This is a genomic window from Blastococcus sp. SYSU DS0510 (assembly GCF_054050835.1).
Map to the genome: position 1 here is coordinate 1 of NZ_JBJHAC010000002.1, position 23,307 is coordinate 23,307.

23 protein-coding genes are annotated in these 23,307 nt (G+C 75.4%); 12 read left to right on the top strand and 11 right to left on the bottom strand.

The features are described from left to right. Positions 1 to 256: 256 nt before the first annotated feature. The 4 genes from ACI79P_RS01560 to ACI79P_RS01575 are packed head-to-tail and all read right to left on the bottom strand — an operon-like array spanning position 257 to position 3,871. On the bottom strand, positions 257 to 889 hold the full coding sequence (locus ACI79P_RS01560; RefSeq protein ID WP_456579283.1) for a response regulator: 633 nt from the start codon (positions 887 to 889) through the stop codon (positions 257 to 259). Further along, positions 886 to 2,130 (bottom strand): sensor histidine kinase, encoded by a 1,245-nt coding sequence (locus tag ACI79P_RS01565; protein WP_456579284.1) that lies wholly within the window; start codon positions 2,128 to 2,130, stop codon positions 886 to 888. The genes ACI79P_RS01560 and ACI79P_RS01565 overlap by 4 nt, the downstream gene beginning before the upstream one ends. Then, positions 2,127 to 2,960, bottom strand: a complete 834-nt coding sequence (locus tag ACI79P_RS01570; protein WP_456579285.1) for an ABC transporter permease — start codon at positions 2,958 to 2,960, stop codon at positions 2,127 to 2,129. Before ACI79P_RS01570 ends, ACI79P_RS01565 begins: the two co-directional genes overlap by 4 nt. Beyond that, positions 2,957 to 3,871, bottom strand: coding sequence for an ABC transporter ATP-binding protein (locus ACI79P_RS01575; protein WP_456579286.1), 915 nt, complete (start codon positions 3,869 to 3,871; stop codon positions 2,957 to 2,959). The genes ACI79P_RS01570 and ACI79P_RS01575 overlap by 4 nt, the downstream gene beginning before the upstream one ends. 189 nt (positions 3,872 to 4,060) lie before the next feature. Here ACI79P_RS01575 and ACI79P_RS01580 point away from each other — a divergent pair, with 189 nt between their 5' ends. The 4 genes from ACI79P_RS01580 (at position 4,061) to ACI79P_RS01595 (ending at position 8,138) form a co-directional block, all read left to right on the top strand. Beyond that, positions 4,061 to 5,542: an AlkA N-terminal domain-containing protein gene (locus ACI79P_RS01580; protein ID WP_456579287.1), complete on the top strand. Its 1,482-nt coding sequence runs from the start codon at positions 4,061 to 4,063 to the stop codon at positions 5,540 to 5,542. Continuing rightward, a complete protein-coding gene (locus tag ACI79P_RS01585; RefSeq protein WP_456579288.1) occupies positions 5,542 to 6,075 on the top strand; it encodes a methylated-DNA--[protein]-cysteine S-methyltransferase in 534 nt (177 codons plus the stop codon). The genes ACI79P_RS01580 and ACI79P_RS01585 overlap by 1 nt, the downstream gene beginning before the upstream one ends. 103 nt (positions 6,076 to 6,178) lie before the next feature. Beyond that, positions 6,179 to 7,261, top strand: coding sequence for a DNA recombination protein RmuC (locus tag ACI79P_RS01590; RefSeq protein WP_456579289.1), 1,083 nt, complete (start codon positions 6,179 to 6,181; stop codon positions 7,259 to 7,261). 325 nt (positions 7,262 to 7,586) lie between these two features. Further along, positions 7,587 to 8,138 carry a DUF6542 domain-containing protein gene (locus ACI79P_RS01595; RefSeq protein WP_456579290.1) on the top strand — a complete coding sequence of 184 codons (552 nt, stop codon included), beginning with the start codon at positions 7,587 to 7,589 and terminating at the stop codon, positions 8,136 to 8,138. 63 nt (positions 8,139 to 8,201) lie between these two features. Here ACI79P_RS01595 and ACI79P_RS01600 read toward each other — a convergent pair whose 3' ends face one another. Continuing rightward, complete coding sequence (locus ACI79P_RS01600; protein WP_456579291.1) at positions 8,202 to 9,173, bottom strand: 4-hydroxy-3-methylbut-2-enyl diphosphate reductase; 972 nt, start codon at positions 9,171 to 9,173, stop codon at positions 8,202 to 8,204. Positions 9,174 to 9,310: 137 nt separating this feature from the next. Here ACI79P_RS01600 and ACI79P_RS01605 point away from each other — a divergent pair, with 137 nt between their 5' ends. The 3 genes from ACI79P_RS01605 to ACI79P_RS01615 all read left to right on the top strand — a co-directional run bounded on the left by ACI79P_RS01605 (position 9,311) and on the right by ACI79P_RS01615 (position 12,130). Next, entirely contained in the window at positions 9,311 to 10,477 is a 1,167-nt protein-coding gene (locus ACI79P_RS01605) for a hypothetical protein (RefSeq protein WP_456579292.1), read from the top strand. A 187-nt stretch (positions 10,478 to 10,664) separates the two neighbouring features. Beyond that, positions 10,665 to 11,915 (top strand): exodeoxyribonuclease VII large subunit, encoded by a 1,251-nt coding sequence (xseA, locus tag ACI79P_RS01610; protein ID WP_456579293.1) that lies wholly within the window; start codon positions 10,665 to 10,667, stop codon positions 11,913 to 11,915. After that, on the top strand, positions 11,912 to 12,130 hold the full coding sequence (locus tag ACI79P_RS01615; RefSeq protein ID WP_456579294.1) for an exodeoxyribonuclease VII small subunit: 219 nt from the start codon (positions 11,912 to 11,914) through the stop codon (positions 12,128 to 12,130). Before xseA ends, ACI79P_RS01615 begins: the two co-directional genes overlap by 4 nt. A 33-nt stretch (positions 12,131 to 12,163) precedes the next feature. Here the strand turns inward: ACI79P_RS01615 and ACI79P_RS01620 are convergent, their stop codons facing one another. Both ACI79P_RS01620 and ACI79P_RS01625 read right to left on the bottom strand, forming a co-directional pair. Next, complete coding sequence (locus tag ACI79P_RS01620; protein ID WP_456579295.1) at positions 12,164 to 12,445, bottom strand: hypothetical protein; 282 nt, start codon at positions 12,443 to 12,445, stop codon at positions 12,164 to 12,166. Between the two features lie 125 nt (positions 12,446 to 12,570). Further along, positions 12,571 to 13,200 carry a DUF4245 domain-containing protein gene (locus ACI79P_RS01625; RefSeq protein WP_456579296.1) on the bottom strand — a complete coding sequence of 210 codons (630 nt, stop codon included), beginning with the start codon at positions 13,198 to 13,200 and terminating at the stop codon, positions 12,571 to 12,573. A gap of 100 nt (positions 13,201 to 13,300) precedes the next feature. Here ACI79P_RS01625 and glpX point away from each other — a divergent pair, with 100 nt between their 5' ends. Next, entirely contained in the window at positions 13,301 to 14,350 is a 1,050-nt protein-coding gene (glpX, locus tag ACI79P_RS01630) for a class II fructose-bisphosphatase (protein WP_456579297.1), read from the top strand. A gap of 27 nt (positions 14,351 to 14,377) precedes the next feature. On the opposite strand, the gene ACI79P_RS01635 is transcribed toward glpX, so the two are convergent. Then, positions 14,378 to 15,007, bottom strand: coding sequence for a DUF1707 domain-containing protein (locus ACI79P_RS01635; RefSeq protein WP_456579298.1), 630 nt, complete (start codon positions 15,005 to 15,007; stop codon positions 14,378 to 14,380). 266 nt (positions 15,008 to 15,273) lie between these two features. Between ACI79P_RS01635 and ACI79P_RS01640 the strand changes: the two genes are divergently transcribed. The 4 genes from ACI79P_RS01640 to ACI79P_RS01655 all read left to right on the top strand — a co-directional run bounded on the left by ACI79P_RS01640 (position 15,274) and on the right by ACI79P_RS01655 (position 20,638). Beyond that, on the top strand, positions 15,274 to 16,704 hold the full coding sequence (locus ACI79P_RS01640) for a class II fumarate hydratase (protein ID WP_456579299.1): 1,431 nt from the start codon (positions 15,274 to 15,276) through the stop codon (positions 16,702 to 16,704). Positions 16,705 to 16,804: 100 nt separating this feature from the next. Then, positions 16,805 to 18,094 carry a citrate synthase gene (locus tag ACI79P_RS01645; RefSeq protein WP_456579300.1) on the top strand — a complete coding sequence of 430 codons (1,290 nt, stop codon included), beginning with the start codon at positions 16,805 to 16,807 and terminating at the stop codon, positions 18,092 to 18,094. Positions 18,095 to 18,221: 127 nt separating this feature from the next. After that, positions 18,222 to 18,413 carry a hypothetical protein gene (locus ACI79P_RS01650; protein WP_456579301.1) on the top strand — a complete coding sequence of 64 codons (192 nt, stop codon included), beginning with the start codon at positions 18,222 to 18,224 and terminating at the stop codon, positions 18,411 to 18,413. A gap of 182 nt (positions 18,414 to 18,595) precedes the next feature. Beyond that, positions 18,596 to 20,638, top strand: coding sequence for a D-alanyl-D-alanine carboxypeptidase family protein (locus ACI79P_RS01655; protein WP_456579302.1), 2,043 nt, complete (start codon positions 18,596 to 18,598; stop codon positions 20,636 to 20,638). Between the two features lie 58 nt (positions 20,639 to 20,696). Here ACI79P_RS01655 and ACI79P_RS01660 read toward each other — a convergent pair whose 3' ends face one another. From ACI79P_RS01660 to ACI79P_RS01670, 3 genes are all read right to left on the bottom strand, one after another. Beyond that, on the bottom strand, positions 20,697 to 21,467 hold the full coding sequence (locus ACI79P_RS01660) for a hypothetical protein (protein WP_456579303.1): 771 nt from the start codon (positions 21,465 to 21,467) through the stop codon (positions 20,697 to 20,699). Continuing rightward, complete coding sequence (locus tag ACI79P_RS01665) at positions 21,464 to 21,808, bottom strand: hypothetical protein (RefSeq protein WP_456579304.1); 345 nt, start codon at positions 21,806 to 21,808, stop codon at positions 21,464 to 21,466. Before ACI79P_RS01665 ends, ACI79P_RS01660 begins: the two co-directional genes overlap by 4 nt. A gap of 330 nt (positions 21,809 to 22,138) precedes the next feature. Beyond that, entirely contained in the window at positions 22,139 to 23,239 is a 1,101-nt protein-coding gene (locus ACI79P_RS01670) for a flagellar biosynthesis protein FliA (protein ID WP_456579305.1), read from the bottom strand. Positions 23,240 to 23,307: the final 68 nt, after the last annotated feature.

Here is a 23,307-nt window from a genome sequence, read left to right on the forward strand (position 1 = left end):
GGCGGGCCACCTGCGCGGCCAGCCGGTTGGACGCGGTGAGCAGCGCACCCAGCTGCTCGATCAGCTGCGGGCCGAACGCGCCGTCGAGCCGTTCGGCGGCCAGGTCGTCCAGCGCGGCGCCCAGCCGGGCCACCGCGCCCTCCGCACCTGTCGAACGCATGTACGAATACTACCGCGAATCACTGGCGTCCGCGACCCGAAAGCGCAGGTCAACGGCTTGTCCACAGATTTCGCGACGGCCTTGACGCCGGTCCGCTCACCGCCCCGGTGACGGCAGCAGGCCGCGCTCGACGGCCACGAGCACCGCCCTCGTCCGGTCGTCCACGCCGAGCTTCGCGAACACCCGCAGCAGGTGGGTCTTCACCGTCGCCTCGCCGATGAAGAGCTCCCGGCCGATCTCCGCGTTGGTCAGCCCGCGCGCCACCCCGCGCAGGACCTCGAGCTCCCGAGCCGTGGGCACCTCGGCCGCCGGTGCCCGCATCCGCGACACCAGCCGCGCCGCGACCGGCGGCGCCAGCACCGTCTCGCCCCGGGCGGCCGCGCGGACGGCGTCCGCGAGCTGGGGCAGCGGGACGTCCTTGAGCAGGTATCCCGTCGCGCCCGCCTCCACCGCCCGCACGATGTCGGCGTCGGTGTCGTAGGTGGTCAGCACGAGCACGCGGACGCCGGGGTGCGACGCGGCCAGCCTCTCCGTCGCCGTGGCGCCGTCCATCCGCGGCATGCGCAGGTCCATGAGGACGACGTCCGGCGTCGACCCCGCCACCACCGCGAGCGCCTCGAGACCGTCGCCCGCCTCGCCGACCACCGACAGGTCGTCCTGCGCGTCCAGCCACCCGACCAGCCCTCCGCGGACCACGGGGTGGTCGTCCACCACGACGACGCGGATCACGAGCCCGGCACCCGCACGGTCACACGGGTGCCGGCACCCGGCGAGGACGCGACGTCCACCTCGCCGCCGACGGAGACGACCCGCCCCCGCAACCCGTCCAGCCCCGACCCCCGGGCGTGCGCGGGGTCGAAGCCCACGCCGTCGTCCTCCACGTGCACCGACACGTGGCGAGCGCCCCCCTCCCCCACGGCGGAGATCCGGATCGCCACGCTGGTGGCGTCGGCGTGCCGGCGCACGTTGGTCAGCGCCTCCTGCGCACCCCGCAGCAGCACGACCTCCTCGTCCCGGCGCAGCGCGACGCCGCCGTCGAGCGCCGCGGTGTCCACCCGCACCGCCAGCCCGGTCTCCCGGCCGAACCGCTCGGCCAGCCGCTCCAGCGCCTCGACCAGCGTGGAGCCCTCGAGCGCGACCGGCGCGAAGGCGGCCACCACGGCCCGCGCCTCCTGCAGGTTGTCGCGCGCCACCTCCTCGATCAGGGCCAGCCGGTCCCGCACGGCCTCGGCGCCCTCCGGCAGCTGCGCCGCGGCGGTCTGCGCGAGGACGACGATGCTCGTGTAACCCTGCGCGAGGGTGTCGTGCACCTCGCGGGCCAGGCGCTCCCGCTCGGCCAGCACCCCGCGTTCGCGCTCGGCGGTGGCCAGCTCGGCCCGGGTGCGCTCCAGTGCGCGAATCAGCAGGGCGCGCTGCCGGCTCTGCTCGAGCACCTGGAAGATCCAGAACCCCATCGCGAGGCTGAACGTCAGGCCGACCAGCGTCTGGGCGGGGCCCGACAGCGGCTCGTCGCCGCGGGTCCACGACACGAAGGGCCCCACCGTGCTGGCGGTGGCGAGCGCGAGGGTCCAGAGCACGCCGCGGGCGACGGTCTCGGAGAGGAACCACACCTGCGCGTAGCCGAGGAAGAGCAGGAACAGCAGCGAGGGCTCGAACCAGGCCAGGACGCCGAAGACGAGCACCAGCACCGCGAGGTAGGCGTTCGCGCGGCGCTGGTCGCGGGTGACCAGCGCAGGGGCGCCGAGCAGGGTGTAGGCCACGGCGAGCACACCCAGCGAGGACAGCAGCACCGCCTTCGGCGCCTCGAACGGCGAGAGCGCGATCGTCACCACGGCGATCGTCACGAGCAGCGCGAAGACCGCGTGCAGGCCGAGGACGGTGAGCCGCCAGCCGCGCTCGGACAGCGGCGGGCCGCCGTCGTCCTCCTCGACCGGAGGGACGACGGCGGCCCGGGTCGGGCGGTCGGTCACCCGTCGACCCGGCGCCAGCGGAACGTGCGCACGCACACCACGGCACCGATGATCACCCACGCGACCAGCACCAGGGCGATCCGGCCGTGCTCCCAACTGCCGGCTGCCTCGGCGGCCGCCGCCTGCTCGGGGAGGAACGCCGAGCGCATGCCCTGGGTCATCCACTTGAGCGGGAAGAGCGCGGCCACCTGCTGCATCCAGCCGGGCAGCTCCCCGAAGGCGAAGAAGACGCCGGAGAAGAACTGCAGCACGATCGCGAACGCCGAGACGCTCGTGGTCACCGACTGCGCGCTGCCCCGCATCGCCGACACGGCGATGCCCAGCACCGTGCCGGCCAGGGCACCGAGCACCGCGACCCAGGCGAAGGTCAGCCAGTGGGCCAGGTCGACCGGCATCGGCACGTCGTAGCCGTACCGGGCCACCGGCAGCAGCAGCGCGAGCTGCGCGGCCGTGGTCACCAGCACCTGCCCGGCCTTGCCGGCGAAGTAGGCCACCGGGGGCGCGCCCAGCAGCTGCAGCCGCTCCAGCTGGCCGGTCTCCCGCTCGGCGGCGATGCCGGTGCCGACCGCCTGGAAGCTGGTCAGCATGATGCCGGTGGCCGCGATGCCGGCCAGGAAGTACTGCGGGAAGGGCACGTTCCCGGGGAGGACGTCGCCGCCGAGCACCGCCCCGAAGATCACCATCATCACGACCGGGTAGGCGAACGAGAACACCACCTGCTGGCGCTCGCGGAAGAACAGCCGCAGCTCCAGCCCGACCCGCGCCCGGGCGATCGACAGGGCGGACGGCGGGGCGGGGCGGGTGGTCGGCGGAGTCAGGGCGGCGGTCATGCCGGGTCCCCTCCGGAGCTCGCGGGGGCGGCGCCGACGAGCTGGAGGTAGACGTCCTCCAGGCCGGGCCGGGTGACGGTGAGACCGGGGACCTCGCCCCGGGTCGTGGTGGCCAGCAGGTCGCGCAGGACGTCGGCCGGGCGCTCGGTGACCACCTGGCGGCGGGTCCCCGCCTCGAGCCAGCTGACGGTGGCGCTCCGGCGCAGCTCGGCGCCCAGCTCGGCCGGCGGGGCGACGTCCACGAGCCGTCCCTCGGCGATCACGCCCACCCGGTCGGCGAGCTCGGCCGCCTCGTCCAGGTAGTGCGTGGTGAGCAGCACCGTGGTGCCGTCGGCCCGCAGGCCGCGGACCAGCCCCCAGAACTGGCGCCGCGCGACCGGGTCCATGCCGGTCGTCGGCTCGTCGAGGAAGACGAGCTCCGGCCGACCCTGCACCCCGAGGGCCACCGCGAGCCGCCGCCGCTGCCCGCCGGAGAGCGCCGAGACCCGGGTGCCGGCCTTCGCGTCGAGCCCGGTGGCGGCGAGCAGCTCGTCGGTCGGGCGAGGCCGGGCGTGGTAGCGCGCGAAGTGGTCGAGCGCCTCGCGCACCGACAGCGCCTGGCCCGCCGGCTCCCCCTGGCTGACGACGCCCATGCGCGCCCGCCACTCCCGGCGCCCGGTGGCGGGGTCCTCGCCCAGCACCCGGACGTCGCCGGCGTCGCGGCGGCGAACCCCCTCGAGGATCTCGATCGTCGTCGTCTTCCCGGCACCGTTGGGCCCCAGGAGGGCGAAGCACTCCCCCCGCTGCACGTCGAGGTCCAGCCCGTCGAGCACCGCCCGACCGTCGTACCGCTTGGCCAGACCGCGCACGGTCACGGCCGGCTCCACGACGCCGGTCCCCAGCGGGAGCGGCGCCACCTCCGTCGTCGTCATGGACACAGGCTCCCGCCGCACCCCTCCCGCCGGGACCCCCGATGCGCTGGTCGGTCGTCCACCGACCGGTGGACGAGCGGAGGCAGGGAGCCCGCCCGAGACCGGGTGCTGGACCGGATCCCGGCGATGATCACGGCGACGTCCGAAAACCGCCGGTGACCACCCCGGTCGGGCTGCCATGCTCGTCCCATGACGCAGTCGCTGGACCACGAACGCTGCTACCGCGCCGTCGCCGGCCGGGACGCGCGCTTCGACGGCTGGTTCGTCACCGCGGTGCGCACCACCGGCATCTACTGCCGCCCCTCCTGCCCGGCCCGCACGCCACTGGCCCGCAACGTCTCCTTCTTCTCGACGGCCGCCGCCGCGCAGGGAGCGGGCTACCGCGCCTGCCGGCGCTGCCGCCCGGACGCCGTCCCCGGGTCGCCCGAGTGGGACGTGCGCGCTGACGTCGTCGCCCGCGCCATGCGGCTGATCGCCGACGGGGAGGTCGAGCGGTCCGGGGTCCCGGGCCTGGCCTCCCGGCTCGGCTACTCCGAGCGCCAGCTGCACCGGCTGCTCGTGGGCGAGCTCGGCGTCGGGGCGCTCGCCCTGGCCCGGGCGCGGCGCGCGCAGACCGCCCGGGTGCTGCTGGAGACCACCGCGCTGCCGGTGGCCGACATCGCCTTCGCCGCGGGGTTCGCCAGCGTGCGCCAGTTCAACGACACGGTGCGCGAGGTGTTCGCCACCACCCCGACCGAGCTCCGCCGCGCCCGCCGGAGCACCCCCGCCGGGCAGCCCGGCTGGCTCACGCTGCGGCTGGCCGCCCGGGCGCCCTACGCCGCTGACGAGGTGCTGCTGTTCCTGGGCGCCCACGCCGTGCCCGGCCTGGAGGAGTGGGACGGCACGACGTTCTCGCGCGTGCTCGACCTCCCGCACGGCCCGGCGGTGGTCCGGCTCTCCCCGGCGGCCGACGGCGGCCCGTCGGTGACGGCGCGGTTGCGGCTGACGGAGCTGCGCGACCTCGGGGCGGCGGTGAGCCGCTGCCGCCGGATGCTGGACCTCGACGCCGACCCGGTCGCCGTCGACGACGTCCTCGGCGCCGACCCGGCCCTCGCCGCGCTCGTCGGCGGCGCGCCCGGGCGCCGGGTGCCGGCCTCGCCCGACGCCGCGGAGCTGGCCGTCCGCGCGGTGCTCGGCCAGCAGGTGTCGATCGCCGGGGCGCGGACGCTCACCGGCCGGCTCCTGGCGGCCGGCACCCCGCTGGCCGAGCCGGTCGGCTCGCTGACCCACGCCTTCCCCCGCCCCGCCGCGCTCGCCGGCGCCGACCTCACCGCGGTGGGGCTCACGGGGGCGCGCCGGCGCACGCTGTCGGCCCTCGCCACGGCGCTGGACGGGGGCGGCATCGCCCTCGACCCGGGCGCCGACCGGGAGGAGGCCGGCCGGGCGCTGCTCGCCGTCCCGGGCATCGGCCCCTGGACGGCGGCGCTGGTCGCGCTGCGCGGCATGGGCGACCCCGACGTCTGGCTCCCCGGCGACCTCGCGCTGCGCCGGTCGCTGGCCTCGCTCGGCAGCTCCGACGCCGAGGCCGCCACCCGCTGGCGGCCGTGGCGGTCCTACGCCGTGATGCACCTCTGGGCGCTCGCCGCGCCGTCGCTGTTCACCCGCACCCCCACCCTCGTGAGGAGCGCCTGATGACCACGCCCACCCGCCACGCCACCGTCAGCACCCCGCCCGGCCCCTTCACCGTCGTCGTCGAGACCGACCCCGACGGGCGGGACGTCGTGCTCGCCAGCGGGTGGACCGCCGAGGTCGCCGACCTCCTCGCCGTCGTGCACCCCTCCCTGCGCCCCGTGCGCAGCGAGGCCGCCGCCCACCTGCCGGTGCTCGACGCGGTCGAGGAGTTCCACGCCGGCCGGGTCGGCGCGATCGACGGCGTCGCCGTCCGGCAGCGCTCCGGCCCCTTCCTGCAGGAGGCCTGGGACGTGCTGCGGACCGTGCCCCCCGGGCGACCGGACACCTACGCGGCCTTCGCCGCGCGCTGCGGCCGCCCCGCCGCGGTGCGCGCGGCGGCCAACGCCTGCGCGCGCAACGCGGCGGCCCTGTTCGTGCCCTGCCACCGGGTGCTCGGCTCCGGCGGCGGCCTGGGCGGCTTCCGCTGGGGGACGCCGGTCAAGCGCTGGCTGCTCGACCACGAGGCGACGCACTCCGGGGTGCCCGTCGGCTGAAGGGCCCCCTTCCCCCGCCTCGCACGCCCGGCGCGGGCCCCTGGAGGGCGGCCGTTCCACCACCTCGCGGGAACTGTCGGACCTCTCCGGCAGGGTCCTGCCCATGGACGCCGCTTCCCTCTTCCTCGGGCTCCTCCTCGGCGCGCTGCTCGGTGCCGCCATCGCGCTGGGCGTCGTCGCCCTGCTCGCCCGGCGCCGCCCGGAGGAGGCGGGCCTGGAGCCGGTGCACGAGTCGCTGGACCACCTGCACCGGCTGCTCGCGGGCATGGAGCGGGCCCGGGCCACCGCGCACGGAGAGCTGCGGGAGCAGATGGGCACCGTCGGCCACGCCTCGGCCCAGCTGAAGCACGAGACGGCCGCGCTGGTCACCGCGCTGCGCACACCGCACGTGCGCGGGCGCTGGGGCGAGGTGCAGCTGCGGCGGGTGGTCGAGGTCGCCGGCCTGCTCGAGCACTGCGACTTCGTCGAGCAGCCGGGCGGCACCAACGACGAGGGCGCCGGGGTCCGCCCCGACCTCGTGGTCACCCTCGCCGACGGCCGGCAGGTGGTGGTCGACGCCAAGGTGCCGTTCACCGGCTACATCGAGGCGGTGCAGGCGGAGGACCGCGACGTCCGCGCCCAACGGATCGCGGCGCACGCCCGGCAGCTGCGCACCCACGTCGACCAGCTGGCCGCCCGCCGCTACCCCACCGCCTTCCGGCCCGCCGCCCCCTTCACCGTGCTGTTCGTGCCCTCCGACGGGTTCCTGACGACGGCGCTGGAGGCCGAACCCGGGCTGCTGGAGTACGGCTTCGCCCGGGATGTGGTGCTCGCGACCCCGAGCACCCTGCTGGCGCTGCTGCGCACGGTCGCCTACTCGTGGCGGCAGGAGCGGCTGGCCCGCGACGCCGACCAGGTGCTTGAGGTCGGCCGGCGGCTGCACGCCCGCCTGAGCACGCTGTCGGGGCACCTGACCCGTCTGGGCTCGGCGCTCTCCACCACGCTCACCCGCTACAACGAGACGGTCGGCTCCTACGAGCGCTCGGTGCTGACCGCCGCGCGCCGGTTCGACGACCTGGGGGTCGCGGAGTCCCCCGTTCCGGAGCCCGAGCCCGTCGAGGCGACCATCCGCGCGCTCCGGCCGACGGGCGACCTCGGGCGACTCGATGCGGCACCGGCAGAGGAGCGGGACGGCACCTCCGGCTGACGCCGGGACGACCCGGCGACCGAACTCCTCCACCCCGCGCGTCACAGCCATCACCCTGCGTTGCTGGGCCCCCACCGGTTGCCCACGACGCGAGGGCGTCCTCCCACGAACTGCCAGCTCGGGTCGCTACCGTGGCTGCGTCGGGCGGCCGGTCGGGTCGTCCAGCGGAGCGGGACGGAGGTGCGCCATGGCCACGGCGAGCACGGCGGGCGCATGGCAGGGCGGAGGTCGGCCCGAGCGGCCGTACCCCGCGCGCGCACCGCATCGTCCCGTGGGCAACGAGCGCCCATCCCGTCCCGTGCGCCCGGCCCGTCCCGGGGCACCCGTGCCCGGAGGCGCCGGCGAGCGCCTGCGCGCCGCCGAACGGGGGTACTCCGACGACCGGTTCGACGGGCCGGAGCCGCCCCGGTCCCGCCGACGCGAGCCCGTCCCGCCGCGGCGCGAACCCGTCCCGCCGCGGCCGGCCGGCCGGCCCGCGCAGGAGCGCGGCCGGGCACGGACCGCGTCCCCGTCGTCGGCGCCGGAGAGCCGCCTGCGCGGCTCGCTGGCCGTGCTCGGGATCTTCCTGGTGACCCTCGCCGGTGGCGCGCTCGACTCCTTCATCGGCGTCGGCCTGGGGCTGGTCACCCTGATCGCCCTCTCGCTGGGCGTCTCGGCGGGCACCCTGCTGGTCCGCCGCCGCGACCTGCTCACCGTCGTCGTCGCCCCGCCACTGGTCTTCACGCTGGTCGCGGTGGTCAACATCGCCCTGGCGCCCTCGGCGACGCTGAACCTGCCCACGCTGGCCACGCTGCTGGTGCGTGGCTTCCCGACCATGGCCGTCGCGACCGCCATCGCCGTCCTGCTGAGCGTCGTGCGGCTGGTCACCCGCCGCTGACGCCTCTTCGACGACGAAGCCCCGGTCCGCTGCTGCGGACCGGGGCTTCTCCGTCGGATCGGCTCAGTCGCCGGTGTTCTGCTTGGCCTTCTCCGCCCGGCGGAGTTCGTGCGGGAGCGCGAAGACCAGCCGCTCCTCGGCGGCCTTCACCGTCTCGACGTCGGGGTAGCCGCGCGCGGCGAGGAAGTCGAGCACCTCGCTGACGAGGATCTCCGGCACCGACGCCCCGCTGGTGACGCCGACGGTGCCCACGCCCTCGAGCCAGGCCTCGTCGATCTCGGAGGCGAAGTCGACCAGGTGCGAGTCGCGGGCCCCGGCCTCCAGCGCCACCTCGACCAGCCGCACTGAGTTCGACGAGTTGGTGGACCCCACGACGAGGACCAGGTCGCACTCGCCCGCCATCTGCTTGACCGCCTGCTGCCGGTTCTGCGTGGCGTAGCAGATGTCGTCGCTCGGCGGGGACTGCAGACCGGGGAAGCGGGTCTTGAGCTGGTCCACCGTCGCCAGCGTCTCGTCGACCGAGAGCGTGGTCTGCGACAGCCACACGACCTTCTCCGGGTCGCGCACCTGCACGTTCGCGACGTCCTCGGGCCCGTCGACGAGCTGGATGTGGGCGGGGGCCTCACCGGAGGTGCCCTCGACCTCCTCGTGCCCGCGGTGGCCGATCAGCAGGATGTCGTAGTCGTCGCGGGCGAAGCGCTTCGCTTCCTGGTGCACCTTCGTGACCAGGGGGCAGGTGGCATCGATGGTGCGCAGCTGCCGGGTGGCGGCCTCCTCGTGCACCGCGGGGCTGACCCCGTGCGCGCTGAACACGACGACCGAGCCCTCCGGCACCTCGTCGGTCTCGTCGACGAAGATCGCGCCGCGCCGCTCCAGGGTGGCGACGACGTGCTTGTTGTGGACGATCTGCTTGCGGACGTAGACCGGGGCGCCGTGGATCTCCAGCGCCCGCTCGACGGCGACCACCGCCCGGTCCACGCCGGCGCAGTACCCCCGGGGATCGGCCAGCAGGACACGTCCGCGCTGTTCAGCCATGCCAGCCATGGTAGTTGAAGGACCCTGTGCCCCCCGTCACTCGCACGCTCGCGACGGGCCCTGCACCGGGCCGCCAGAACGGGTGGATTCGGCCACACCGGGTGTCGGTCCGGAGGTTCTGGGGCACGCTGTGCGGCATGTCCCGTGAGATCCCCGAGGTTGTCCGCGCCGCTGCCGGTCTGGCGGCGACCGTGCTCGACGAGGCGCGCAAGCTGCCCGAGACGCTGCCCGGCCTGCCGGTGCGCGTCATCGGCCTGGCCATGCAGCAGGCCATGAAGGTCCAGCAGACCTACGCCGGGCTGGTCGCCCGCGGCGACGAGCTCCTCGTCGGACTGCGCGGCGAGGGCGAACCGGGGCTGGCGACCTTCGACGACGACGACGCCGAGCCGGTGACCGGCTTCCGCGGCTCCGCCTTCGACCGCGCCGACGGCATCACCGACGACGAGGTGGCCGACCTCCCCGACGACCCCGCCGCCGACGCGGTGGTGGCGGCCGTCGACGACCTCAGCCGCGAGCTGGTCGAGGACCTGGCCGACGGCGCCGAGGCCCTGGCCGACGGGGCCGACCGCGCTCAGGGCGTCCTGGCCGACGTGCCGGAGGATGCGATCAGCACCGAGGAGGTCCTCGAGGCGCTGGCGATCGACGAGGTCGTGCCCGAGGTCGCCGAGACCGACCCGCTCGAAGAGACCTCCGGTGATGTGACGGCCGCCGACGACGCGGTGGTCACCGAGGACGCCGGCGCCCTGGAACGTGCGCTCCTGGAGTCCGAGCCCGCCCCGGCCGCGGCCACGATCGAGGAGCAGACCGACGAGCAGGCCGACGGCGCGGAGACCGTCGACGTGCTCACCCCCGACGGCGAGGTGGCGACCGTCGACGCGGCGGTCACCGACGAGGGCATCGCCGCCGTGGAGCAGCCGCAGGAGGACACCGGCACCGACGAGACGGTCGCCGCCACCGACGGCACGGCCACCGCCGCCACCGCCACGGACGCCGGTCCGGAGGTCGCCGTGGACGAGAGCGGCAGCCCGGTCGCCGCCGCCACCGGTACGCCGACCGACGGAGGCGACGCCGGCACCGGCGGTGCGCCCGTCGGTGACCCGCCCGTCGACGGCTACGACGACTTCTCCATCGCCCAGCTGCGCGGCCGGCTCCGCGGCTACCAGCTGTCGACCGTCTCCGACCTGCTGGCCTACGAGCAGGCCACGCGGGCCCGCGACCCGTACCTGCGGATGCTGCGCAACCGGCTGGAGAAGCTCGAGGAGCAGGCCGTCGAGTCCAGCCCGCTGGCGCCGCGCGGAACCTGAGAAGAGCCCCTCTGCCCCCACGCCCCGCAGGCTCGGCGCGGGCCCCTGCATAGGGGGCCGTCGGGGGCGTCCAGGGCTGTGTCGGTGCCGTCTGACACCCTCGGGGCATGGAAGAGGACCCCTCTGCCCCCCACGCCTCGCACGCTCGGCGCGGGCCCCTGCAGAGGGGCCACGACAGGCTGACGGAATGACGGCTCCGTCGTCCCCGGAGTCGCCGTGGCCGGTCCGCACGGTGGCCCGCAAGGTGGCCGACTGGATCGGCCGGCTCGGTGAGGTCTGGGTCGAGGGCCAGGTCGCACAGCTGTCGCGGCGCGGCGGCGCGGCCACCGTCTTCCTGACCCTGCGCGACCCGGCGGCCGACCTCTCGGTCCCGGTCACCTGCCACCGCGACGTCGCCGAGCGCCCCGGCCTGGAGCTCACCGAGGGCGCCCGGGTGATCGTGCGGGCCCGCCCCGACTACTACGTCGCGCGCGGCTCCTTCTCGCTGCGGGCCACCGAGATCCGCGCCGTCGGGCTCGGCGAGCTGCTGGCGCGCATCGAGCGGATCCGCCGGCTGCTCGCCGCCGAGGGCCTGTTCGACACGGCCCGGAAGCGGCCGCTGCCCTTCGCGCCCGGCGTCGTCGGCCTGATCACCGGCCGGGACAGCGCCGCCGAGCGCGACGTGCTGGTCACCGCGCGCCGCCGGTGGCCGGCGGTGCGCTTCGCGCTGCACCACTGCGTCGTGCAGGGGCCGCAGGCGGCGGCGAACGTCATCGAGGGGCTGCGGAAGCTCGACGCCGACCCGGCGGTGGAGGTCATCGTCGTCGCCCGCGGCGGCGGCTCGGTGGAGGACCTGCTGCCCTTCTCCGACGAGGGGCTGGTCCGGGCGATCGCCGGCTGCCGCACCCCCGTGGTCACCGCCGTGGGGCACGAGACGGACACCACGCTGGTCGACCACGCCGCCGACGTGCGGGCCGCCACCCCGACCGACGCGGCGCACCGGATCGTCCCGGAGATCGGCGAGCAGCGCCGGCTGGTCGACGCGCTGCGCGCCCGCGCCCGGCACCTGGTCGCCGTCCGGCTGGAGCAGCAGGAGCGCTGGCTGGACTCCGTCCGCACCCGGCCGGTGCTCGCCTCCCCCGACCGCCTGCTGCACGGCCGGGAGGACGACGTCCTCGCCCTGCGCACCCGTGCCCGCCGGACGCTCACCCACCGCGTCGAGGGCGCCGAGCGGGACCTCGAGCACGCCCGCGCACGGGTGGCGGCGCTCTCCCCCGCCGCGACGCTGGAGCGCGGCTACGCCGTGGTGCAGCGGGCGGACGGCGCGCTGGTGCGCGACCCCGCCGAGGTCGCCGACGGCGAGCTGCTGCGGGTGCGGGTGGCCGGTGGCCGCCTCCCCGTCCGCGTCGACCGCAGCACGGCCACCGACCCCACCACCGCCCAGGAGGAGCCCGCATGAGCGCCGACGAGCGCACCCCCGAGCCGACGACGACCTACGAGCAGGCGCGAGAGGAGCTGGCCGACGTCGTGCGGCGGCTGGAGGCCGGCGGGCTGACCCTCGAGGAGTCGCTCAACCTCTGGGAGCGCGGCGAGCAGCTGGCCGGGCTCTGCCAGCACTGGCTGGACCGGGCCCGGGAGCGCCTGGCGGCCGCCGCGCCCGCCGACGAGGGCTGAGCGCCAGGGCCGGTGATCGAGCCGGGCGGCGGCTCAGGCGGGCCGGCGGAGACGGGGCTCCTGCGTGAGCACGAACCCGGCGTCGGCCAGCGCGGCCAGCAGCCGGCCCACCCGCTGCTCCACCGCGGGCGCACCCGGAGCGGAAGCGCCGCCGGCGTCCTCGTCGAGGCAGCGCGCCAGCACCCTGCGCACGTCCACCGGCCCGGCGAGCGGGACGTCCACCGGGATCCGGGTCACCATCCCGCAGTCGCAGGACCCGCCCTCGGCCGGAGGCCGGTGGTCGCCGCTGGGGCAGTAGTCCTCGTGCTCGGGCATCCGGGTTCTCCTCGCTGCGGTGGGTTCCACGGGCGTCGACCCCACACTGCCGCCGGAGCGTTCCCCCCGCGGCCGGACGCACCGGGGCGTTCCCGTCTCGTGACCTGGGCGGGGGCGGACGCGGCTCACCCCGAGAAGGGCTCCACGGCCTCGGCGACCTCGCGCAGCTCGTCGTCCGCGGCCGAGCCGGTCACGACGAGGGTGACGCCGTCGGCGACCCGCGAGAGGGCCGTCTCCCCCCGCTGCGTCGTGGACCGGACCCACTCCTCGCCGTCGATCTGCACCGCGCCGTCCTCCGTCGCGCCGCTCAGCACCGCGTCGACGGCCTCGGCGTCGGCGTCGTCGGTCACCACGTAGCCGGCGTAGCCGCCGCCCGGCGTCACGTAGCCCAGCTGGACGGTGACCGGGGCGCCCTCGGGGGCGGTGCCGGCGTCGGTGCGGATGCTCGTGGGCCGGTAGCCCTCGTCGAGCGCGGGGATCAGCAGCGGGTAGGCCGCCCGCGCCTCGGCGAGCCGCAGCGTGCTGGTCGGGTCCACCTCGCGGATCGGGTCGTCGGGGTTGTTGCGGAAAGCCTGCCAGCCCACGACGAGCAGGCAGAGGACGACCAGGGGCAGCAGCGAGCGGAGCATGTTCCCGGCGCTCAACCGGTTGGCCCGCTCGACGGCGGACACCGGTGGCGGCACGGCCTCGGCCCCGGGAGCGGTCGCGTCGTCGGGGTGCGGGGGACGCTGGCTCGTCGGGCCGGATCCGGTCATTCCCCTAGGATCGCAGGCGAGCTCTCCCCGCCTCGCCGCCTCCCGGTGCGCGCCCCCGCGTCCCGGGTGGGGAGGACAGGGTCCAACTCCTGGAGGTCCTGTGTCGCTGCCCCTTCCCGACGGCCCGCTGCCCCCGGCCTCCGGACGCCCGTTCAGCGCCGACCGCCCGGCGCCCGACCGCAACCTGGCCCTCGAGCTGGTGCGGGTCACCGAGGCCGGTGCCATGGCGGCCGGCCGCTGGGTGGGGCGCGGCGACAAGAACGGCGGCGACGGCGCGGCGGTCGACGCGATGCGCGCGCTCATCGGCACGGTGCGCATGAAGGGCGTCGTGGTCATCGGCGAGGGCGAGAAGGACGAGGCGCCCATGCTCTACAACGGCGAGCAGGTCGGTGACGGCCAGGGGCCGGAGTGCGACGTCGCCGTCGACCCGGTCGACGGCACCACCCTGATGGCCAAGGGCATGCCCAACGCCATCGCCGTCATGGCCGTCGCCGAGCGCGGCGCCATGTACGACCCGTCCGCCGTCTTCTACATGGAGAAGCTCGCCACCGGCCCGGCGGCGGCCGACGTCGTCGACATCACCGCCCCGGTGGCCGAGAACATCCGCCGCATCGCGAAGGCCAAGCACAGCTCGGTCGGCGACGTGACCGTCTGCATCCTCGACCGGCCGCGCCACGAGCAGCTGGTCCAGGAGGTGCGCGAGGCCGGCGCCCGGATCAAGTTCATCACCGACGGCGACGTCGCGGGCGCGATCGCCGCGGCCCGCGAGGGCACCGGGGTCGACCTGCTCCTGGGCATCGGCGGCACCCCGGAGGGGATCATCACCGCGTGCGCGCTGAAGTGCATGGGCGGCGCGCTGCAGGGCCGGCTCTGGCCCAAGGACGACGACGAGCGGCAGAAGGCCATCGACGCCGGCCACGACCTCGACCGGGTGCTCCACATCGACGACCTGGTGCGCGGCGACGTCTTCTTCGTCGCCACCGGGATCACCGACGGGGAGCTCCTGCGCGGGGTCCGCTACAGCGCCGGCGGGTGCACCACCCAGTCGCTGGTCATGCGGTCCCGGTCGGGCACCATCCGCTCGATCGACAGCCTGCACTCGCTGGAGAAGCTGCGCGCCTACTCCGCGGTCCCCTTCGACCGGGACTGAGCCATCGCGGTCCTCCGGATCGCGGTGTCACGGCAGGCGGCGGGCGGCGAGCCGGTCCATCAGCGCCTTCCAGCGGCTGGGCGAGTCACCCGGCGCGAGGCTGCGCAGGCGGAGGTCGCCGAAGGTCGCCTTCGCGTGGACGACGACCAGGGGGGTCCCCGCCAGCCTCGGCACGGGGGCGAGCTGCACCTTCCGATCGCCGAAGACGGTCCGGCCGTGCAGCTCGCCGTCCACCCCCTCGGCGAGGATGACGTCGATGTCGCCGAAGACGGTCGTGGCCGTCAGGTCGATCCGGTCGGCACCGGTCCGCAGGCCGCGCAGGTCGATGCGGATGTCGCCGAAGACCGTGCTGACGCGCTGCGGCGGGGTCGTGGTGACCGTCAGGGTGACGTCGCCGAAGACGCTCGACAGCTCCTCGACCGGGCGCTGCCCCACGATCGGCACGCGCGGCACCGCGTCGAGGGGCAGGTCGGCCACCAGCTCGTCGAGCTCGGCTCGGGTGACCGCCGCGTAGGCCGCCTCCGCGCGCTGGCCGAACTCGTCGAGGTCGATCCGCCCCTCGCCGACGGCCGTCTGCAGCTGCGCCACCACCGACTCCCGCTCGGCGTCGGAGACCCGCACGGCCGGCGGGCGGGAGGGGTCCTGGGAGGCGCTCACGCACCCGGAGGCCAGCCGAGCAGGAGCCGTGCGCAGGTGCCGATCGTCACGCCGGCTCGGTGCCGACCATGACGGTGCAGGCCATGACCCGGCCCCCGCAGGTGCCGGCGCACTCCTCGTAGGCCGGCAGCGACGGTGACCACCGGCGACGACGGCGCACGCCCCTCCGCGACTGCCCGGGTGAGGGCGGGACCGGCACCCTCGCCCACGGGTGTCTAGGGTCCCGTGCGGAGCCCTGTCACCATCCACACCCCCGGGAGCACAGCGTGGCCCAGAAGAACGGCGCAGCGCAGGACGGCAGCGGTCAGGACACCGCCGACTTCCGCATCGAGCACGATTCCATGGGAGAGGTCCGCGTCCCCTCCTGGGCCAAGTGGCGGGCGCAGACCCAGCGCGCCGTCGAGAACTTCCCCATCTCCGGCACCCCCATCGAGCGGGAGCTGATCGGCGCGCTGGCCGCCATCAAGGGCGCAGCCGCCACGGTCAACGCCGACCTCGGGGTCCTCGACCGCGGGATCGCCGACGCCGTTACCGCGGCCGCCGGCACGGTGGCCCGCGGTGACTGGGACGACCACTTCCCCATCGACGTCTTCCAGACCGGCTCCGGCACGTCGAGCAACATGAACACCAACGAGGTCATCGCCACCCTGGCCACCGAGTCGCTCGGCGCCCCGGTGCACCCGAACGACCACGTCAACGCCTCGCAGTCGTCCAACGACGTCTTCCCGTCGGCGATCCACATCGCCGCGACCCGCGCCATCGTCGTCACCCTCATCCCGGCCCTGCGGCACCTCGAGGCCTCGCTGCAGCGCAAGGCCGAGGAGTTCGCCGAGGTCGTCAAGAGCGGCCGCACCCACCTGATGGACGCCACCCCGGTGACCCTGGGCCAGGAGTTCGGCGGGTACGCCGCGGCCGTCCGCTACGGCGTCGAGCGGCTGGAGGCCTCGCTCCCCCGCATCGGCGAGTTGCCCCTCGGCGGCACGGCCGTGGGCACCGGCATCAACACCCCGCCCGGGTTCGCCGCCGCGATCATCGAGAAGCTCGCCGCCGAGCTCGACCTCCCGCTGAGCGAGGCCCGCGACCACTTCGAGGCGCAGAGCTCCCGCGACGCCCTGGTCGAGGGCTCGGGCCAGCTGAAGACGATCGCCGTCGGCCTTATCAAGATCGCCAACGACCTGCGCTGGATGGGCTCGGGCCCGCGCACCGGCCTGGGCGAGATCCAGCTGCCCGACCTGCAGCCGGGCAGCTCCATCATGCCGGGCAAGGTGAACCCGGTCATCCCCGAAGCGGTCATCCAGGTCGGCGCCCAGGTGATCGGCAACGACGCCGCGGTGACCTACGCCGGCACCACGGGCGTCTTCGAGCTGAACGTGACGCTGCCGCTCATGGCGCGCAACGTGCTGGAGTCGATCCGGCTGCTGGCCAACGTCAGCCGTCTGCTCGCCGACCGCTGCGTGGACGGCATCGTCGCCAACGTCGAGCAGTGCCGCACCTACGCCGAGTCCTCCCCCTCGATCGTCACCCCCCTGAACAAGTACATCGGCTACGAGGAGGCGGCCAAGGTCGCCAAGCAGTCGCTGGCCGAGCAGAAGACGATCCGCCAGGTCGTCGTGGAGCGCGGGTACGTCGAACAGGGCAAGCTCACCGAGGCCCAGCTCGACGAGGCCCTGGACGTCCTCTCGATGACCCACCCGTGAACCGGCGCGGGGCGGGAGCGCACGCATCGGTGCCGCTCCCGCCCCGCGCCGCGACGGGTCGTGCCGCGAGCGGGCCTCCGAGGGGCTAGCGTCGTCCCCGATGACCGAGACTGACGTATCCCTGCGCTACCCCGGTGGCGAACTGCCCATGGCCGTCAAGCACGGGACCGAGGGTTCCGACGGCATCGACACGAGCAAGCTGCTGGCCACGACCGGCAAGGTCGCGCTGGACATCGGCTTCGTCAACACCGCCTCCTGCACGTCGGCGATCACCTACATCGACGGCGACGCCGGCATCCTGCGCTACCGCGGGTACCCGATCGAGCAGCTGGCCGAGAAGTCGAGCTTCCTCGAGGTCACCTACCTGCTGATCTACGGCGAGTTGCCCACGGCCGACCAGCTGGGCGGGTTCGACCAGCGGATCCGGCGGCACACGCTGCTGCACGAGGACCTCAAGCAGTTCTTCAACGGCTTCCCGCGCGACGCCCACCCGATGCCGGTGCTCTCCTCGGCGGTCAGCGCCCTGTCGACCTTCTACCAGGACTCGCTGGACCCCTTCGACGAGGAGCAGGTGGAGATCACCACGCTCCGCCTGCTCGCGAAGCTGCCGACGATCGCGGCCTACGCGTACAAGAAGTCGGTCGGCCAGCCGTTCCTCTACCCGGACAACTCCTGCGGGCTGGTGGAGAACTTCCTGCGGATGACGTTCGGCTTCCCGGCCGAGCCCTACGAGCAGGACCCGGAGCTGGTCAAGGCGCTGGACCAGCTCTTCGTCCTGCACGCCGACCACGAGCAGAACTGCTCGACGTCGACGGTCCGGCTGGTGGGCTCCTCGCACGCCAACCTGTTCGCCTCCGTCTCCGCCGGCATCAACGCGCTGTTCGGCCCGCTGCACGGTGGCGCCAACCAGTCGGTGCTGGAGATGCTCGAGGCCATCCGGGCCGACGGCGGTGACATCCCGCGCTTCGTCGAGCGGGTGAAGAACAAGGAGCCCGGCGTCAAGCTCATGGGCTTCGGGCACCGGGTCTACAAGAACTACGACCCCCGGGCCGCCATCGTGAAGTCGACCGCGGACACCGTGCTCGACAAGCTCGGCGGCAACAACGAGCTGCTCGACCTGGCCCGCCAGCTCGAGGAGATCGCGCTCAACGACGAGTTCTTCATCCAGCGCAAGCTCTACCCGAACGTCGACTTCTACACCGGGCTGATCTACCAGGCGATGGGCTTCCCGACGCGGATGTTCACCGTGCTGTTCGCGCTGGGCCGGCTGCCCGGCTGGATCGCGCAGTGGCGCGAGATGATCGCCGACCCTGCCACGAAGATCGGTCGCCCGCGGCAGGTCTACACCGGCGAGACGGCTCGGGACTACCTGCCCGTCGACGCGCGCTGAGCCACGCCCCCCGCCCTCTGGTGACGGGGACCGCCCGGGCCGGGTGACCCTCCGGGGTCACCCGGCCCGTTGCATCGGCGGCCGGGTTCCCTACGGTGGGTGCGCCCCCATCTCGAGAGGACCGTGCATGGCCGAGCTCCACGACGAGGACCTCCTCGTCCTGCCGCCCATGCCGCTCGCCACCGGCCGGTTGCTGGAGCCCGACGGCGAGGGCCCACCCGTCCGCATCACCAAGCTGGAGTTCGTCGTCTCCACCGAGGACGGCGGCGAGCTGCGGATCCCCCTGGAACACCGGCACGGCGCCTGGTGGGCGCCCTGACCCACCGGCCCGGCGCACCGGTGCCCGGCTCGTCCCCCGAGGTTCACCCCACCCCGGACGGGTGACCTCCTCTCGTCGCCTTTCAAGCACCTCCCCCGGCGCGTCGATGGATGGCGGAGAGCTCCCGACCCCAGCGGTCCCAGGAGCCGCATCCGTCACGACGAGATCGCCCGGGGGACGCAGTGCCTGCATCGCGGACGCCCGGCCGCGCGACCGCTCCCCGCACCGCGTCCTCGGCCTCCGGCCGCACCCCGGCCGGCGGGAAGCGCGCCACGGCCCGACCGCCCCTGACCCCGGCGGAGGCCCGTGCACTGCGCGAGGCGCTGGCCCTGCGCCAGGCCGCCGCGGCGCGCCCCGGCACCACCCCCGAGCAGCTGGCCGCTGCCCGCGCGGCACTCGCCGCCCGCTCCGGCGGGGCCGGCACCCGGCGCCCGGGGGGGTCCTCCGGCACCCGCGGCCGCCCGGCCGGCGGTCGCGCCGCCGTCCGGCGCACGCCCGCCCGCGGCCGGCGCACCCGGGCAGAGGCTCCGCGCCGTCGCGCCCCCCGGACCGGTTCCCGCTGGCCGACGCGCCTGGGCGTCGTCGCGGCGAGCGCCCTGCTCGTCCCCGCAGCCCTCGCGGTGCTGCTGCCCGGCGCGCAGTCGCCCGACAGCGGCGGCTCCGCGCCCGACCCCACCACGCTCGCGCTCACCGCGCGCAGCTCGTTGCTGGAGCAGGCCGATCTGTACTCCCAGCTCGCCGACGAGGCGGACCAGCGGCGCAGCCGCCTCGAGGAGGCGCTGGCCGCCGAGGAGGCCGCCCGCGCCGAGCTCGCCGCCCGGCGGCAGACCGTGGGGGCCGGGGCGGCGCGGCTCTACCGGGCCGACGGCACCAGCCGCTACCCGGTGCTCGGGCTCGACCTGGACCAGCCGCGCAGCACCACCGGCTCGATGACCCGTCAGGCGCTCGCCGACCGGGCCGAACGCGCACTCGTCGGCGACGTGATCAGCGCCGAGCGCACCGCCGTCCGCCTGCAGGCCGCCGGCGCCCGCGTGACCGATGCACGGACCGCCCTGGCCGCCACCGAGCAGCGCGCCGCCGAGGTCCTCGCCGCCGTGCGCGCGGAGGTGGGCGGGCTCCCCGCGGAGGTCACCGGCCGGCTCGCCGGTCTGGGCGCCGTCCCCGCGGCCGGCGCGCAGCAGGAGCGCAACGAGGCCGCGACGCGGCGCTGGCAGGACTACCTCGGTCGGCTGGCCGCGGCCGGCATCGCCCCGCCACCGGCGTCCGCGCTCACCGATCCCGCCGCCTTCCCGCCCGGCCTCTCCCCGGCCCTGGACGCCGACGGGCAGCCCGTCCCCGGGGTGGCCTGGGCCGTCATCGGCAGCGAACCGGTCGCGGTGCCGGCGGCGGAGACCGTCGCCGCGGTGAGCAACGCCCTCTCCCAACTCGGCAAGCCCTTCCTCGCGGGGACCGCCGGCCCGGAGACCTACGACTGCGGCGGCTTCACGGCCGCGTCCTGGCTGCTGGCCGGGTACGCCCTGCCCGGCGACCCCGGCGCCCAGTGGACCTCCGGCGCGTCGGTCCCGCCCCGGGACGTGCAGATCGGCGACCTCGTGTTCGCACCCGGCGGGCGGGACGTCGGCATCTACCTCGGCGAGGGCGAGGTCGTCGGCGCCTCCGCCGCCTCGTACCAGGTCGCCGTCAGCTCCATGGCGGCCGGATCGTCGGCGGTGCGGGTGACCCTGCCGCGCCCGGCCGAGCCGAACCCGGCGTTGCCCGTCGGCGTCGGCACGGGCGCGTGCGGCGCCCCTCTGCCCGCGCCGGGGAAGGTCGACCCGCAGTGGGGCGGCTGGTCCAACGGCCGGATCCCCGCCGAGGCGCTGTGCCGGCTCGGCGTCGCCCGCCACGCGCTGCGCTGCGACGCGGCCGCCGCCTACGCGCAGCTGGACGCGGCCTACGAGGCCGAGTTCGGCACCCCCCTGCAGATCACCGACTCCTACCGGTCCTTCAGCGCGCAGGTGGCGGCGTTCCACGCCAAGCCGGCGCTGGCGGCCGTGCCGGGGACCTCCAACCACGGCTGGGCCCTGGCCATCGACCTCGGGGGCGGCGTCAACGTGGCCCGCACGCCGGAGTGGAACTGGATGACGGCCAACGCCGCACGCTTCGGCTTCGTGCAGCCCGACTGGGCCCGGCCCGGGAGCGAGAAGCCCGAGCCCTGGCACTGGGAGTTCGGCTCCATCTCCTGAGCAAGGAGCCCGTCCTCCTCACCGCTCGCAGGCTCGCGGGGAGCTCCGGACGGGGCCGTCAGATCCAGGGCAGGTCGACGACCGAGCGCCAGGGCAGCGTCACGCTCGCCTCGCTGGCCTGACCGGCGAGCCGCCGCGCGACACCGGGGTCCGCGCAGGCCACCGGCCGGTGCGGCGTCACGACCACGTGCATGTCCGGCAGCGTCAGGCCGCGGTCCGCGATCCGCTGCATCATCAGCTCGGGGGCGACCAGGGCCGCCGAGGCGAGCACGGGCACCGCCCGGTGCGACCAGAGCGCCAGCGGGCCCTCGACCCGCAGCTGCAGGGGCACCTCGTGCGCCCGGCCGGTCGCCGCGGAGCGGACCCGCTGCAGCTCGGCCGCCCGCGCCGCGGGCGAGGGCGCCCAGGCGACCGCGAGCTCCCCGCGCACGACGACGACGGTCCAGCCCACCGCGGTCTCCGACCGGTCCGCCCAGTCGAGGGCGGCGATGCCCGTCGCCGCGGCGGCCGCGTCGGTCACCGGCCGCCGGTCGACCCACGTGCGCAGGGCAGCGGCGATGCCTGCGGTGGTGCCCGGGATGCCCGCGCGGCTCATGTCGTCGGCCAGGTCGGTGAGGGGCACGCGCTGCACCCGCTCGTCCTCCTCGAGGTGCAGCACGGTCCCCGCGCCCGGACGCCGGACCAGCCGGAGGTGCAGGTGGGACGAGGCCAGGCGCGGCAGAAGCTGCGCCGCGACGTCGTGCAGGTCGGCGACGTCCACCGGCGCGGCGCGGAACCGCTGCAGCAGCCCCCGCGGAACGGTGCTGGTGCCGAAGGGGCCCGGCGTCACGAGCGGCTCCGGGCGCCGAGCAGCCCGCGCAGCCGGGCGGGCAGGGCGGGCAGCCCCAGCACCGCGGCGAGCTCGGCCGGGCTGAGCCGGATCGGCAGGACGTCGTCGTCCCACCCCGTGGCCAGGCGCACGCGCGCGGTGGAGGCCGGCCACACCGCTTCGCGGGCGGCGGCCACGTGGAGCTCGGTCAGCACGTCCTGCAGGAGGATCGCGGACACCGGGTGCGCCGGGCCGTCGAGGGCGGTGCGCACCGAGGCGGCCAGGAGCTCGCGGGCGGTGGCGTCCAGCCAGTGCGGGACGAGCGCGGCGGAGCCGGCGTCGTCCGCGGGCAGCGCGCTCACCGGGCCCCACCCCGGTACCACGCCCCGGTCGCCCCGCACGGCGTGCGGGCCGGGCGGCGAATCCTCGGGCGGGGTGTCACGGAGTGGGTATCGGCAGGTTCATGGCCTGTTCGACCCTGCGACTGAGCCTTTTCCGTATCGGATCTCCGGGCGTGTCCGGCCCGTCCGGGCGTCACCGGTCGGCGCCAGCCGGTCCCCGGACCACGAGATCCCGTGACGTGCCGGAACGGCCCCCTTCAGGGACCCGCCGCGAGCAGGTGACAGGCTGGAACGGCCCCCTTCAGGGACCCGCCGCGAGCGTGCGAGCGGTGGGCAGAAGGGGGTCCTTTTTCAGTCGGCGAGCTCGGCCAGCCGGTCCTTGAGCGCCTTCTCGACGCGGTCGGCGTAGACGTTCATGTTCCGTACCGAGGTGTTGAGGTCGGCCGACAGCTGCGTCTTGGTGCGTCCCCCCCACGTCGTCAGGTACCAGGTCGCCCAGCCGAGCACGTTGGGCTGGCCGGCGCGCTGGTCGCGGCGCGCCTCCGGGTCCGGCGCGCAGGCGGCGGTCAGGGCGTGCGAGAGCAGGGTCTGCTCGGCCTCGCCCATGATCTCGTCGGGCGCCTCGGAGGAGTCGGGCAGCAGGATCTCGGTGGCGTCGGGGGTGCCGTCCAGCGACTGCAGGTTCCGCAGCCCGTTGAGCGTGGCGACGGTCTGGGAGTTGCGGCGCAGCGTGGCGACGCTCTGCCCCATGTAGGTGGCGAGCTCCCTCTCACTCGGCCGGCGCTGGTGCTCGGCCATGAAGGCGGCGATCGCCTTCTGCTGCTTGTGCTCCGTGTCGGCCGCGGTGCGCCCGTGGGCGTTGCGCCCGAGGTCGTGCACCCACTTGGACAGCTGCGTCGCCAGGAATGCCCCGAAGGGAACCGACTTCGTCTCGTCGTACTGCGCGACCGCCTTGAGGATCCACTCGAACACCTGCTGCCCCAGGTCGTCGGGGTCGGGCAGGTGCAGCCGGATCGTGCTCATGTTGCGCTGCAGGCGCTTGAGGCTGATCGGCCCGTAGTGCCGGCACAGGTCGTCCAGGAACGCCGGCGGGAGGTCGCGGGGCGCGCGACGGCGGACGTCGGTCTCCGCGCGGAGGCCGATCGTGGTGGTACCCCGACCGGCGCACCAGGCCTTGACCCAGTCGGCCAGCACGGCGGCCGAGCCGCAGGCCCCGTCCACGCGGTAGAGCCCGTCGCCCTGGTCGTAGCTCACGGTCACGCCGTCGGGCAGGGCCTGGCGGAACTCGTCGAGCGGGAGTTCGCGGTCCACGCGGAAGTGCACCCGGTCGCGGGGCGTGATCGGCGCCAGGGCCCACCCGTCGGACTCGGGGATGCCCCCGAACACCAGAGGCTGCCGGGCGCGGGACCGGTCGTCGTCGGCGGAGGGCGGGAAGGGGATGCGGTCGGGCATCGGAACTCCTGGCACTACGGGGAAGAAGGGGGCGCCGGGCGGCCGGCACCCCGCACTGCACGGGAGGC

Excerpts from the sequence above, each read along its gene's own strand:
- ACI79P_RS01650 (WP_456579301.1), top strand. The coding sequence starts at position 18,222 with ATGGCCGAGCTCCACGACGAGGACCTCCTCGTCCTGCCGCCCATGCCG.
- ACI79P_RS01590 (WP_456579289.1), top strand. The coding sequence starts at position 6,179 with ATGGACGCCGCTTCCCTCTTCCTCGGGCTCCTCCTCGGCGCGCTGCTC.
- ACI79P_RS01600 (WP_456579291.1), bottom strand. The coding sequence starts at position 9,173 with ATGGCTGAACAGCGCGGACGTGTCCTGCTGGCCGATCCCCGGGGGTAC.
- ACI79P_RS01615 (WP_456579294.1), top strand. The coding sequence starts at position 11,912 with ATGAGCGCCGACGAGCGCACCCCCGAGCCGACGACGACCTACGAGCAG.
- ACI79P_RS01580 (WP_456579287.1), top strand. The coding sequence starts at position 4,061 with ATGACGCAGTCGCTGGACCACGAACGCTGCTACCGCGCCGTCGCCGGC.
- ACI79P_RS01575 (WP_456579286.1), bottom strand. The coding sequence starts at position 3,871 with ATGACGACGACGGAGGTGGCGCCGCTCCCGCTGGGGACCGGCGTCGTG.
- ACI79P_RS01625 (WP_456579296.1), bottom strand. The coding sequence starts at position 13,200 with ATGACCGGATCCGGCCCGACGAGCCAGCGTCCCCCGCACCCCGACGAC.
- ACI79P_RS01605 (WP_456579292.1), top strand. The coding sequence starts at position 9,311 with ATGTCCCGTGAGATCCCCGAGGTTGTCCGCGCCGCTGCCGGTCTGGCG.
- ACI79P_RS01670 (WP_456579305.1), bottom strand. The coding sequence starts at position 23,239 with ATGCCCGACCGCATCCCCTTCCCGCCCTCCGCCGACGACGACCGGTCC.
- xseA (WP_456579293.1), top strand. The coding sequence starts at position 10,665 with ATGACGGCTCCGTCGTCCCCGGAGTCGCCGTGGCCGGTCCGCACGGTG.
- ACI79P_RS01585 (WP_456579288.1), top strand. The coding sequence starts at position 5,542 with ATGACCACGCCCACCCGCCACGCCACCGTCAGCACCCCGCCCGGCCCC.
- ACI79P_RS01620 (WP_456579295.1), bottom strand. The coding sequence starts at position 12,445 with ATGCCCGAGCACGAGGACTACTGCCCCAGCGGCGACCACCGGCCTCCG.
- ACI79P_RS01645 (WP_456579300.1), top strand. The coding sequence starts at position 16,805 with ATGACCGAGACTGACGTATCCCTGCGCTACCCCGGTGGCGAACTGCCC.
- ACI79P_RS01570 (WP_456579285.1), bottom strand. The coding sequence starts at position 2,960 with ATGACCGCCGCCCTGACTCCGCCGACCACCCGCCCCGCCCCGCCGTCC.